The sequence below is a fragment of the Streptomyces sp. NPDC057287 genome, from assembly GCF_042667905.1.
In the GTDB taxonomy this organism is placed as follows: domain Bacteria; phylum Actinomycetota; class Actinomycetes; order Streptomycetales; family Streptomycetaceae; genus Streptomyces.
Genome location: NZ_JBHUYV010000015.1, coordinates 196745 through 209365 on the forward strand (window position 1 = coordinate 196745; position 12621 = coordinate 209365).

Here is a 12621-nt window from a genome sequence, read left to right on the forward strand (position 1 = left end):
CGAGCGTGCCTGTGTGATCTCACAGGGTACGCGCGGCGGGCTTGGCGCCACCTGGTGTTCGCCCCGTGCGCAGAGCGCTCGGTGGTCCGCTCGGAGCTCGGGTCCCGAGTCTCGGGGTTCGAGCGTCGCCTGCCGCCCTGTCACTCGTTCGAGGGGTGCGAGGGAGGTGTGCGGGCCGACGCTTGAGCTTCGGGGTTCGAGGGTCGAGAGTCGAGGGCCGGTATTCGAGCCGTGTTGTTCATCCGGGAGGTAGGTAAGGGCTTTTGGGGAAACCTCCCCTCCCTCACCACCCCGTCACGGCCAGCAAGTATGACTAATCGTGATCGAGTTGCAGCGGAGAGTCGCGGCTGCTTACGGTGCCCACAACGAGACGACCCCGACACGGTGTTAGCTGCACCGGCCGGGGTCTGACCCAAGATCGCACACCATAGAAAGACGATCTCGTGGCTATCCAGCACCTTAGCTCTGCCCCGCCCGCCCCCGCAGCCTCGCGCCCGTACCGCAAGGCGCACACCGGTTACGGCAAGCAGTCCGTCCCGGCCCAAGGCGCCCTCGGGGCGCACGCCTTCGCCCTCCTGCCCGAGCGGGAGCGCCATGTCGCCGGGTATGTCGACCACCTGCCCGACGGTGCCGCCATGGACATCAAGTCGCTGGCCAAGGACCTGCCCCTGTACGGCCAGATGGCCATCGGCACCGCCCTGCTCGCGCTCGCCGTGGCCGGGCACCTGCGGCGGGTGCGCTGCCGGGTGGAGGGGGACGACCGGTGCCGGTGGGTGACGCTCACCTACTGGTCCCGCACCGCTCACGACAACGAGTGGTGGGCCGCCCATCTCGCGGCAGGAGCCCCAGCGCCGGAGCACGCCCCCGCACCGTCCGCCGAGCCGGTCGTACCTCGGCAGCGCACTGCGGAGCTGGACACCACGGCGCTTCCGAACCCGAACCCGCCGCAGCCCCCGGCCCCGGAGAACGAACCGGCGGACATCCCACATCTTCCGGAGGCACCTTCCCCCGCCTACCTCGCGCTCGCGGAACTCGGCCGCCGCGAACCCCGCCTGGCGCTCTCCGCCGCCGACTGCGCCGTCCTTGAGCCACTCGCCGCCGCCTGGTTCGCACGCGGTGTCAGCGCCGACTACCTGACCTCCGCGCTCACCGCCGGGCTCCCCGAGCGAATCGGATCACCCGTCGGCCTGGTACGCCGCCGCCTCGCCGACAAGATGCCGCCCCACCTGCCTGCGGCACCGGCACCCGTATCGGCATCGGGTCCGCCCGCCCCCTCCGTGCGCGGCCTCCTGGTCGAGTGCGCCGAATGCGGTCGCCCCGGCCCGCCCGAGGCACTCCCGGACGGCCTCTGCCGCCCCTGCAATGCCGCGCTCCAGCAGCCGGAGTCGCCCGACCGGACGGACGCGGAGCAGGTCGAACGCGACGTCCCCGCCCTCGTCGCGGGCCTCCGGAACCTGATGCGCACCCCCTGAGCCGTCGACACTTCCGCAGCCTTGGGGCGTCACGCCTCGTGTCGCGTACGAGCAGCCGGGCGATGCGTACGCCCCTGTGGCGTACGCGCGTCGCCGCTGGTGAAGGGGGGTGAGCGCCGCCATCGTGGACTCATGACTGCACAGCCCGTCTCCGTGACCGGTCAAGCGCCGCCCCTCACAGGTGCGTTCGTCCAGCGCTTCAGCTCCACCCCGCGCGGCGCACGCCTCGCCCGTCGGCTCGTGCTGCACCAGCTCGACACATGGGGCGTGCCGCACAGGAGCGAGGCGTCCGACACCGCCGCCCTGCTCGTCGCGGAACTCGCCGCCAACGCCGTCACCCACGGCCGCGTCCCCGGGCGGGATTTCGAGGTCACCGCCGAGATCCGCAACCGGACTCTGCGCATCTCGGTGTCCGACGCCCGGGGCGAGCTGCGGCCCACCGCCCCGGGCGAGCCGCGTGCACCGATGCCGCCGCTGTCGGAGACCGGCCGGGGCCTGCTCCTGGTGGAGGCGCTCGCCGACCGGTGGGACGTCCTCGACCGTGCGCCCGTCGGGAAGACGGTCGTGGCCGAGCTGGACCTGCCGCGCTGACCGGGGCGGAGCGCTCACCGGCAGCGGTGCGGCTGAGAAACACCGCCCGGCGTGAGGCGGAGGCCGGAGCTGCCTCGGACAGCCCTCGGCCACCGCACCACCCGCCGGACTCCGCGCGGCACCGTCCTCAGGTGACCTTCACCCAGTCGAGGGTGCGCTCCACGGCCATCTTCCAGCCCGCGTAACCGTCCGCGCGCTGTTGTTCGGACCACTGGGGCGACCATCGCTTGGACTCGTCCCAGTGGGTACGCAGTTCATCGGTGTTCTGCCAGAAGCCCGTTGCCAGCCCTGCTGCGTACGCGGCGCCGAGCGCGGTCGTCTCCGCGACCACCGGCCGGCTGACGGGGACGCCCAGGACGTCGGCCTGGATCTGCATGCACAGGTCGTTGGCGGTGACGCCGCCGTCGACCTTGAGCACGTCGAGGTGGACGCCGGAGTCCTGCTCCATCGCGTCGACCACGTCGCGGCTCTGGTAGCAGATGGCTTCCAGGGTCGCCCGCGCCAGGTGCGCGTTGTCGTTGTACCTGGCCAGGCCGACGATCGCTCCTCGTGCATCGGAGCGCCAGTAGGGGGCGAACAGGCCCGAGAACGCGGGGACGAAGTACATCCCGCCGTTGTCGTCGACCGTACGGGCCAGCTCCTCGCTCTCGGCCGCCGTCTTGATGATCTTCATCTGGTCGCGCAGCCACTGCACGGCGGAGCCGGTCACCGCGATGGAACCCTCCAGCGCGTAGACCGCGGGGCTGTCGCCGAACTGGTAGGCGACGGTGGTCAGGAGGCCGTGCTGGGAGCGGACGAGCTCCGTGCCGGTGTTCAGCAGCAGGAAGTTGCCCGTGCCGTAGGTGTTCTTGGCCTCACCGGGCGAGAAGCAGACCTGCCCCACCGTGGCCGCCTGCTGGTCGCCGAGGACCCCGCCGATGGGAATGGACGCGCGCAGCGGCCGGGAGGTGCGTGTCGTGCCGAAGGCTTCCGGGTGCGACGAGGGGTTGATGGTGGGCAGCATCGCCCGGGGGATCTGGAAGAAGCCCAGGAGCTCGTCGTCCCAGTCGAGGGTCTCCAGATCCATCAGCATGGTGCGGCTCGCGTTGGTCACGTCGGTGGCGTGGATGCCGCCGTCGGGCCCGCCTGTGAGGTTCCACAGGACCCAGGCGTCCGTGTTGCCGAAGAGGGCGTGGCCCTTCTCCGCTGCCGCCCGCACACCGTCGACGTTCTCCAGGATCCACTGGATCTTGCCGGCCGAGAAGTAGGTGGCCGGCGGCAGCCCGGCCTTGCGGCGGATGACATCGCCGCGGCCGGTGCGTTCCAGGTTCGCCGCGATGGTGTCGGTCCGCGTGTCCTGCCAGACGATCGCGTTGTAGTACGGCCGCCCGTTGCGCGGGTCCCAGACCACCGTGGTCTCACGCTGGTTGGTGATCCCGATCGCCGCCAGGTCCTCCGGGGACAGGCCGCCGTACCGGAGGGCGTTCTGCATCACCGAGTTGGTGCGCTCCCAGATCTCCACCGGGTCGTGTTCCACCCAGCCGGAGCGGGGGAGGATCTGCGCGTGTTCCAGTTGGTGCTTGGCGACCTCGTTGCCGCCGTGGTCGAAGATCATGAATCGGGTGCTGGTGGTTCCCTGATCCACCGCGCCGATGAAGTCCGCCATGATGTGCCGCCTCTCCGGCCGGTGTCGTCAGTCCTGGGACGCCGGGACACGTCCCGGTGGCTCGGGTTCCGCCGACGGCAGGAACCGGCCGATGAAGCCCTTGTACATTCCTGCGCCGAGCAGTCCGCCGATCAACGGGCCCACGATGGGTACCCAGAAGTACAGATTTCCGTACTGGTCCCGCCATGCCCCGTTGTAGCCCGTGATGAAGCTCGCCAGCCGGGGGCCGAAGTCCCGGGCCGGGTTGATCGCGTAACCCGCGTTGGTTCCCCATGCCATGCCGATCGCGACCACGACCAGTCCGATGACGAACGGGCCCAGGTTCGCACCCGGCGGTGTGTTCAGCATGTCGGTGATGGCCATGATCAGCAGCAGGAGGATGGCGGTGCCGATGACCTGGTCGCGGAACGCGCCCCATTCATGGACCGGCAGGGCGGGGTTCCCGTTGGCGGGCAGTGTGGAGAACACCGTCTGCGTCTTGATGGTGTGTCCGGGGTCGGCCTTCGCGAGTGCCTCGCTGTAATTCCAGCGCACGAGGAGCGCGGCCACGAAGGCCCCGGCCGTCTGCGCGAGTGCGTACGGCGCCACCTTGCTCCAGGGGAACCCCTTGAAGGCGGCCAGCGAGAGGGTCACCGCGGGGTTGAGGTGGGCACCGCTCAGCCGTGCCGCCACGTAGACGCCGAGAGTGACCCCGAGCCCCCACGCCCAGGCGATGCTGTCGTGGTCCCCGAGGCCGCCGGGCGGGTCCGTCAGGGCCCCGCCGGCCGCCACCTGGGCCACCACACCGCACCCGAAGAGGATCAGGATCATCGTGCCCACGAACTCGGCCGACAACTCGCTCAGCAATCCGGAAATTTTAGGTCGCTCAGCCATGAAAGCTCGCCCTCCGCCGGCCGCACCGGCCTTCGACTGCCCAGCAGTACCGGCAGGCTAGGACGCCCGGGAGGAGACCGCATTTCAGGATATTTCTCCCCGGAGTGCCCGTTCATCCGATTGGCCGAGGCCGGACAGGCGGCGGATCGGACGCGCCGGACCGTCAGCCGATTCGCCGGGCGCCCGATGCGGGGCGGCGGAACCGGGCCGTGAAGGGATTCGCGCGCGGCCGTGCACTGTCCAGTGCGCCGTCCCCGGCCACCGCCCCTGCCGCTGTCGCCCGATGTGGTGACGACGGCCGGACGGTCCCGGGAGCCCCGGCCGGGGCGACAACGGGATCATGGACGAGCCCGCCGTGAGCGTCTTCGTCGAGGGCTCGCGCGAGGTGGTCACGGCGGAGCAGTGGCCGCCCAGGGACATCGCGCACAAGTCGCTGTACCTTCGCACGCGTCGCAAGCTCTCCTTCGAGCCCGAGACGATGGGCGCGGAGTACGCGGAGGACGGGCTCAGGAGAGTGTGACCGTCCTGTGGGCGCCCGGGGCAGCGTGCGCGAACGGCCCCGGGCGCCGGGTCTCGGCGCCCGGGGCGCGTCTCACAGCTGCGGCGCCTGCTTGATGAACGTGTCCAGCACCCCGTCGGCCACCTTGATCGTGCCCTGTGGCCGGGTGGTCCCCGGGATGGTGGTGAACGCGGCGGCCTGCTTCGCCAGGGCAGCCGCCCTGGCGAAGTCCGCCCGACCGTCACCTGCGCGGAGTTCCGCACGCAGGCCGTCCAGGGTGGCGTTCAGTGCGTCGCCCCACACGTCGAGAGCGTCCAGCCACGGCTTCGTCTGTGCCAGGAAGGCCGGGTCCCGCACGCCGGTGCGGATCTGCCCGGGAGCCCCGCCCAGTACGTCGGCGTAGGCGTCGAGTTCCCGCAGCGCGGCTCGGCGTTCGGCACGGGATCCGCTGTTCCAGGCCTTGGTGAAGTCCGCCAGCCGTGCGCCCAGTCCGGGTGCCTGCGGCTGCCAGTTCGTGTCGCCGAAGGTGGGCGCGAGATGCTGGGTGTCGAAGAAGGCCAGCAGGGCACGGGTGGTGGCGGGATCACCGCCGGCCAGGTAGCCCGCCGCCGCGCGCCAGGTGCGGTCGGGGTCGTAGTCCTCGTCGTTCCAGGCGAAGGACGCCCCGCCGAAGAGAGCGACCTTGCTCGGCGCGGCCTGGTTCATCGGGTTGAGCACGATGCCGCTCAACGCCTTGTGCAGCCCGGCTTCCCGCTTGTCGTAAGGGGCCATCAGCAGTCGGCCCGTCGTCTGCCCGTAGTCGTTGACCGGGTAGTTGTCCCAGAGGAACACCTTGCGTCCCCACACCGTGGAGGCGGCTTGGGCGTCCGCCATGCTGATCGAGGGGGGAACGACGTCCGTGCCGGTCCACTGCACGATCACCTTCGGGTCGAGCTGCTCGCGCAGCACGGACTTGTAGGCGGAGTCGGCGGTGTCGGAGTACTCCGTGGGCACGAACTGGAGTGGTGCGGCATCCGGGCGTGTGTCGATGAAGTCGTGCTGCACGGCGTTGAGCAGGTCGGTCTGCGCCTGACCCGCGCTGCCCCTGCCCGGTGCGCCGTACTTCTCCTGGTCGGCGTCGCAGTTCCACTTCGTGTAGCTGATGTCGTCCAGCGCCACGTAGAAACTGCGGGCGCCCTGGTCGTAGAGGGTGCCCAGCTTCGTCTTCAGGGCGCTCACGTCATCGGGGTCGCTGTAGCAGACCGACAGCCCCGGAGAGACGGCGTAGGTGAAGTCGACGTGGTGGGCGGTGGCCTGCTCGATCAGTGCACGCAGGTCGGCCAGCTTGTCGGCGGGGTAGGGCTCACGCCACTCCTCCCTCAGGTACGCGTCGTCCTTCGGGGTGTAGATGTAGGTGTTGGCCTTGATGTCGCCGTAGAAGGCGAGCTGGTCCAGCCGGTCGGTGTGCGACCAGGGGGCGCCGTAGAAACCCTCGATGCTGCCGCGGAGGGGCATGGCCGGGTGGTCGGTGATCGAGACGGCCGCCAGGGTGTGTTTTCCGGTCACCAACTGCCGCAGCGTCTGGGCGGCGTAGTAGATGCCGTCCCCGTCGTTGCCGGCGAGCACGACGGTGTCGCCCCGGGAGGCGAGGGAGTAGCCCTCCGCGACCAGGGTGCCGGGTACGGTGCCGCCGGCCGCGCGCAGGGCGTCGGCCACCGTACGGTCCTTGACCGATCCGGCCACGACGGTCAGCGCCGCTCGATGGCCGCGCGACGCCGGAGCGGCATTCCCGGCCGTACTCGTGATGATGTGACGGGCCCCGGCCGAGGCCAGCGCCTTCTTGATGACCTCGGCGCTCGGGGCGTCGACGTCGTCACCGAGGACGAGTCGCACGCGGTCCGGGACACGGAGGTCCCGACCCGCCGACTTCATGCGCTGCGGGGTGGGGGTGACGACGGGCCGCTCCGCGGACTGAGCGCCGCCGGCCGAGGGCGATGCCGTGGCGGCCGGCTCTCCGGCCGCCTGGGCGGGAGCGGAGAGCGTACCGAGGGCCAACAGCGCGGCGGCGCCGAGAAGGGGGAGACGGGGGACTCGGGGAAGACGGTACGGATGACTTCGAGGCATACGGGTCACTGCACCTCCACGAAAGTGGACCACTGCATTCAGGTGGTGGAGTGGTCTAAACCACCACTCCTGGGCACCGGTGTCAAGATCGAGACGCAGGAAAGGACGCACCGGTCCCTGACGATGTGTCGGTTTCTGTGGGTCCGCCCCGACCGGTCCTGCGCGCCGACCGGTCCTGCGCGCCGGAAGCGGCACCATGCCTACCCTCGCTCCATGGTGAGACTCGGAATCCCCGTCATCGGTGTCACGGACGTTCCCCGCGCGGTGGCCTTCTGGACCGCGGCCCTGAATCTGGTCGCCTCGCGCGAGTGGGAGAGCGAGACGTGGCGGACCCTCGACCACGCCGACGGCTCCGGCCGCGCCCTCGGGCTGATGCGCAGTACGTCCCCGGCCGAGCCCCGGCCCCGTATCCACCTGGACCTCTACGCGGATACGCGGGAGGAGCAGCAGTCGGAGATCGACCGGCTGATCGGTCTCGGCGCGCGGACCGTCGCCTGGGACCTCTATCCGCCGGAGCCCGACTTCGTCGTCCTCGCGGACCCGGACGGCAACATCTTCTGTGTGGTGGACCTGAGCCGCGCACCCAGTGGAGGCGACGGGGCGACGTCCTGAAGGGGAGCGACGGTACGGGGCGTCAGGGGCTTCCGGCGCGTTTTCCGGCACCCGGTCCGGAAAACCCCTGGTTCAGCGGCAACCCGTCCGGCGATACTCCGTTTCCATGAGGAGCGACGATCCGGATCGGGAGCTGTCGGCCAACCCCGCTTTGCGGCGAATCCTCGGACGGCACGGTGGTCCGGAGCTTCTGGACCTGCTCGCCGACGGTATGTCCGGCGGGGATCTGACCACGCTGCTGCTCGAAGTCTTCAGGCGGAGGGCGGACCGGCGCTCGCCCGCCGAGGTGATGCGGCGCTATCGCAGCGACCGGTTCGTCGCGCCGGCGCCGATCAGCTTCACCGCACTCCGCCGCACCGAGGACGCCCTGCTGTCCGCACTGCCGGACGGGTTCGAGACCCTCGTGCTCGCTCCCGTGCTGCCTCTGGCCGCGCATTCGGCCGTCGCGACCGTCGATCCGCGCAAGGTGATGGCGACGGTGCGCGGCAGCGAGGTCGCCGCCGACCCGACCAACGCCCTGGCCCTGGAGGCGTCCCTGCGACGCTCCCGAGCCCTGGACGCCGACCCTCGTTCGAGCGCGCCGGTGCGGTTGGCAGCCGGTCAACGGGTCACACGGGCCCAGCAGTTCGGAGAGCCGGGGATGCTGGCCCACTTCCAGATCCTCGGCCTGGTGACTGCCGGGCGGGACACGGGCAGCCGGTCCTTCGAGCATGAACAGCTGGCCGAGCACCTGCGGTTCGCAGCCCGGGCGATGGCGGCCGCCGGGGCGCGACAGACACAGATCCGGCTCACCTGCCTGGATGACGCGAGCCGACCGGTCGTCGACCGGGCACGGGACGAATGCGCCGTGCTCCCGGACGTCCTCGTCACCGAGGACCCCGATCGGACGACCGGGCGCGGGTACTACAGAGGAATCTGCTTCAAGATCTTCGCCGGTGTTGAAGGGAACTGTCCGGAAGTCGGCGACGGCGGCTTCGTCGACTGGAGCCAACTCCTCACCGGCAACCGCAAGGAACGCCTGCTGATCAGCGGCTTCGGCGTCGACCGGCTCGCCGGGACCCTGGCCTCCCCGTCGTGAGGGAGCGCCGCCGAGCGGCACTCCCTCCGATGTCGACCGGCGTCTTCGTGCGGCCCGCCGTCCGCCCGGACCGTCAAGCCGCGTAGCAGAGCTCCGCGGTGCCGATCGGGGCCTCGGCGGGGGACTCGGTCATGGGTGCGGGGCGGGTGGTGTGGAGGGTGGTCGCGGTCTGTGCGCGGTTCCGCGCGAAGACGACGAGGCGCAGCACTGCGAACCGCGCGACACCGGTGAGCGCGGAGGCGGACAGGTAGACGGCCTGTTCGAGCACCACATCGGGCGCCGCCGCCAACTGGTGCAGGACGAGCATCGCCCCGCAGGTCACCACATAGGCGGCCGCCGCGGACCCGGCCGACTGCGCGTGCTGGCGTCGTGTCGCCCGTCCGCCGGCGCCGAAGGTGAAACGGGCGTGCAGCTCGGTGGCGAGGAGCGTGGACACCACGGTCACCAGGGCGTTGGCGAAGGCCCAGGGGATCCCGGACGCCAGGGCGGACACGGCGAAGCTCGAGGCCAGCCCCACCCCGCCGCCGCAGAGCACGAAGCGGGCGAAGGCCGTGAAGGCGCCGGCCGGCGCCTGCTCCTGGCTCTGTGCTGTGTCCATGATCCGACCCCCTGTGTGGCATACCCCGTGATGTGCGCTCGCTCGGCTGCGATACCTAGAAGCACTCCCTGTAGTGCCATCATGGCACACGAGTGGCACCACAGGGAGTGCTTTGAGGTGTCATGCATGGCGCCAGTGGCGCCACATGTGGGTCGGGGGGGGGTGAATGTGCAGGCCATCGGCTTGCGCGTCCCGGCCTCAAGGCGGCCGGGCTCTGTCGGCGGCGCCGCCTGTGCGGTTCCGGGAGGGGTGGCGGCGATTTCCGTGCCGGAGTCGGACTGTCCGCGTCCGTCCGGTTCGAGGTGTTGCGCATTCGGTGCAGGTGCTGTGTCCGCATCGAAGTTGCCCGCCGGTACCTCTTGACGCTGCCCTTTGGCGAAAACTACGTTTTGGTCTTCGGAAATCAACTTCCACTTTGTGGAAACCTCTGAAACCTCTCTCGGTCGTCAGGGTCTGGTGCGCAGCCTTCTCCGAAGTAGGCCGTCCCCAGGCCTCGTTGCGACCCCTAGCGAACAATCGAGGGCCGATCGATGACTGCTGTGGAGGACCGGTCGCCCGAGGCGGCCAACGGGGCCGCCGAGGGCACCGGGGCGACCAGCTCCGTCCTGTACACCTACGACCTGGCCCCGACGAAGAAGCAGGGGCGCCGCTGGGGTGCCTACAACGTCTTCACCCTCTGGGCCAACGACGTGCACAGCCTGGGCAACTACGCCTTCGCCATCGGGCTCTTCGCACTCGGGCTGAATGTATGGGGCATCCTGGCCGCCTTCGCACTCGCGTCCGTCCTGCTCTTCCTGTTGCTGACGCTGTCCGGCTTCATGGGGCACAAGACGGGTGTCCCGTTCCCGGTCATGAGCCGTATCGCGTTCGGCGTCAGGGGCGCGAAGATCCCCGCTGCCATCCGCGGGATCGTCGCCGTCGCGTGGTTCGGCATCCAGACCTACCTCGCCTCCGCCGTCCTGAGCGCCCTCCTCATGGCGATGTTCCCCGGGCTGCGGGATCTGGACTCGAACTCCCTGCTCGGCCAGTCCACCCTCGGGTGGATCTCCTTCCTCTCGCTGTGGGCCCTCCAACTCCTCATCGTTTCCTACGGGATGCAGATGATCCGGAGGTACATGGCCTTCGCGGCCCCCACCACGCTGATCACCATGTGCGCCCTCGCGGTCTGGATGTTCGTACGTGCGGACGCCTCGATCTCCCTGTCCGTCGACGCCCCGCTCACCGGCGGCGCCATGTGGCTGCAGATCCTTCAGGCCGCCGCACTGTGGGTGGTGATCTACGGGACGTTCGTCCTGAACTTCTGCGACTTCACACGGTCGGCCAGGAGCCGCGGCTCGATCGTCCGTGGCAACGTGATCGGCATCCCGCTCAACATGCTGTTCTTCGCCGTCATCGTGGTGGTGCTCAGCGGGGCGCAGTTCAAGCTCGACGGGCACGTCATCACCAGCCCCACGGACATCGTCCGGACCATCCCGAACATGCTCCTGCTGGCGACCGCCTCGCTCGCCCTCATCGCCCTGACCGTGGCGGTGAACCTCCTGGCGAACTTCGTGGCACCCATCTACGCGCTCATCGACCTCTTCCCGCGCCGGCTGAACTTCCGCCGCGCGGGCCTGGTCAGCGCGGTGATCGGGCTGGTCATCCTGCCGTGGAACCTCTACAACAGCCCGATCGTCGTGAACTACTTCCTCGGCGGGCTCGGAGCCCTGCTCGGACCGCTCTTCGGCGTGATCATGGCGGACTACTGGCTGCTGCGTAAGTCCCAGGTCAACGTCCCCGACCTCTACAGCGAGGACCCGCAGGGCGAGTACCACTACAGCCACGGCTTCAACCCCCGTGCCGTCGCCGCGTTCGTCCCCGCCGCCGCGGTCGCCGTGGTCGTCGCCCTCGTGCCCTTCTTCCACGCAGCCGCCGGCTTCTCGTGGTTCGTGGGTGCCTTCCTCGCCGCCGCGCTGTACGCGCTCATCGCCGACCGCACCACGCAGATCCGGGACGTGGACGGCGAGGCCATCGCCGTCGCCGCCGAATGAACCACCGAGCCGAAGGCCGTACCTTGCGCATCCTCGTCGTCAACGTCAACACCACACAGTCGATCACCGACACGATCGGCGAGCAGGCAGCCGGTGCGGCGTCACCCGGCACCGAGATCGTCCCGCTGACTCCGGCCTTCGGGGCGGAGTCCGTCGAGGGCAACTACGAGAGCTACCTCGCCGCCGTCGCCGTGATGGAAGCCGTACGCGCCTACCCGGAGCCGTTCGATGCCGTGATCCAGGCCGGATACGGCGAGCACGGCCGGGAGGGACTGCAGGAACTGCTCGACGTCCCGGTCGTCGACATCACCGAGGCCGCAGCGAGCACCGCCCAGTTCCTCGGCCGTACGTACTCCGTCGTCACGAGCCTCGACCGTACGGTGCCGTTGATCGAAGAACGTCTCCACGCCGCGGGCCTGAGCGCGCGCTGTGCCTCCGTACGGGCCAGCGGGCTCGCCGTGCTGGATCTGGAGCGGGACGAGAGTGCGGCTGTCGAAGCCATCGTCGAGCAGGCCGCCCAGGCCGTGGAGGCCGACCGTGCCGAGGTGATCTGCCTGGGGTGCGGCGGCATGTCCGGCCTCACCGAACGCGTCGTCGAACGTACCGGAGTCCCCGTCGTCGACGGCGTGAGCGCCGCGGTGACGATCGCCGAGTCCCTCGTCCGGCTCGGGCTGACCACCTCGAAGGTACGCACCTACGCCCCGCCGCGGCCCAAGCGGATCCTCAACTGGCCCCCGCAGGCCCGTTGAGACCGACCGCGAAGCAGCCCCGGGCCGGCTTTGGGCCCCGTACGACGAACAACCGCAGAAGAGGGAGGGGTCTCCGTGCCCGATGTACAGCTGGTGTTGCGCTCGACCCGTGTCATCACCCCCGAGGGGACGCGTCCCGCGTCGATCGCCGTCTCCGGCGGGACCATCGCCGCGGTTCTGCCCCATGACGCGGAGGTGCCGGCCGGTGCCCGGTTGGAGGACTTCGGTGACGATGTCCTGCTGCCGGGGCTCGTCGACACCCATGTCCATGTGAACGACCCGGGGCGGGCCGAGTGGGAGGGTTTCTGGACCGCCACGCGGGCTGCGGCGGCCGGTGGGATCACGACGTTGCTGGACATGCCGTTGAACTC

At 70.0% G+C, this 12621-nt stretch carries 12 protein-coding genes; 8 read left to right on the forward strand and 4 right to left on the reverse strand.

The annotated features are described in order from the left end of the window. Positions 1-443 precede the first annotated feature (443 nt). Positions 444-1472 (forward strand): MarR family transcriptional regulator, encoded by a 1029-nt coding sequence (locus ACFUNE_RS27255; RefSeq protein WP_383573398.1) that lies wholly within the window; start codon positions 444-446, stop codon positions 1470-1472. A gap of 132 nt (positions 1473-1604) precedes the next feature. Beyond that, positions 1605-2063, forward strand: coding sequence for an ATP-binding protein (locus tag ACFUNE_RS27260; RefSeq protein ID WP_383573401.1), 459 nt, complete (start codon positions 1605-1607; stop codon positions 2061-2063). Between the two features lie 127 nt (positions 2064-2190). Here ACFUNE_RS27260 and glpK read toward each other — a convergent pair whose 3' ends face one another. Further along, a complete protein-coding gene (gene glpK / locus ACFUNE_RS27265; protein ID WP_383573404.1) occupies positions 2191-3708 on the reverse strand; it encodes a glycerol kinase GlpK in 1518 nt (505 codons plus the stop codon). A gap of 27 nt (positions 3709-3735) precedes the next feature. Next, positions 3736-4581, reverse strand: a complete 846-nt coding sequence (locus tag ACFUNE_RS27270; RefSeq protein WP_383573406.1) for an MIP/aquaporin family protein — start codon at positions 4579-4581, stop codon at positions 3736-3738. 340 nt (positions 4582-4921) lie between these two features. Here ACFUNE_RS27270 and ACFUNE_RS27275 point away from each other — a divergent pair, with 340 nt between their 5' ends. Then, positions 4922-5101, forward strand: a complete 180-nt coding sequence (locus ACFUNE_RS27275) for a hypothetical protein (RefSeq protein ID WP_383573409.1) — start codon at positions 4922-4924, stop codon at positions 5099-5101. A gap of 72 nt (positions 5102-5173) precedes the next feature. On the opposite strand, the gene ACFUNE_RS27280 is transcribed toward ACFUNE_RS27275, so the two are convergent. Next, positions 5174-7192 carry a beta-N-acetylglucosaminidase domain-containing protein gene (locus ACFUNE_RS27280; RefSeq protein ID WP_383573411.1) on the reverse strand — a complete coding sequence of 673 codons (2019 nt, stop codon included), beginning with the start codon at positions 7190-7192 and terminating at the stop codon, positions 5174-5176. Positions 7193-7396: 204 nt separating this feature from the next. Here ACFUNE_RS27280 and ACFUNE_RS27285 point away from each other — a divergent pair, with 204 nt between their 5' ends. Next, positions 7397-7795 (forward strand): VOC family protein, encoded by a 399-nt coding sequence (locus tag ACFUNE_RS27285; RefSeq protein WP_383573414.1) that lies wholly within the window; start codon positions 7397-7399, stop codon positions 7793-7795. 106 nt (positions 7796-7901) lie between these two features. Next, complete coding sequence (locus ACFUNE_RS27290; protein WP_383573417.1) at positions 7902-8873, forward strand: hypothetical protein; 972 nt, start codon at positions 7902-7904, stop codon at positions 8871-8873. 73 nt (positions 8874-8946) lie between these two features. Here ACFUNE_RS27290 and ACFUNE_RS27295 read toward each other — a convergent pair whose 3' ends face one another. Then, a complete protein-coding gene (locus ACFUNE_RS27295; protein ID WP_383573420.1) occupies positions 8947-9471 on the reverse strand; it encodes a hypothetical protein in 525 nt (174 codons plus the stop codon). A gap of 530 nt (positions 9472-10001) precedes the next feature. Between ACFUNE_RS27295 and ACFUNE_RS27300 the strand changes: the two genes are divergently transcribed. The 3 genes from ACFUNE_RS27300 to ACFUNE_RS27310 form a co-directional block, all read left to right on the forward strand. Then, positions 10002-11501 (forward strand): NCS1 family nucleobase:cation symporter-1, encoded by a 1500-nt coding sequence (locus ACFUNE_RS27300; protein WP_383573422.1) that lies wholly within the window; start codon positions 10002-10004, stop codon positions 11499-11501. Positions 11502-11524: 23 nt separating this feature from the next. After that, entirely contained in the window at positions 11525-12250 is a 726-nt protein-coding gene (locus ACFUNE_RS27305; protein WP_383573425.1) for an aspartate/glutamate racemase family protein, read from the forward strand. A gap of 75 nt (positions 12251-12325) precedes the next feature. After that, positions 12326-12621 (forward strand): amidohydrolase family protein (locus tag ACFUNE_RS27310; protein ID WP_383573428.1); only part of this gene is annotated, 296 nt, incomplete at its 3' end.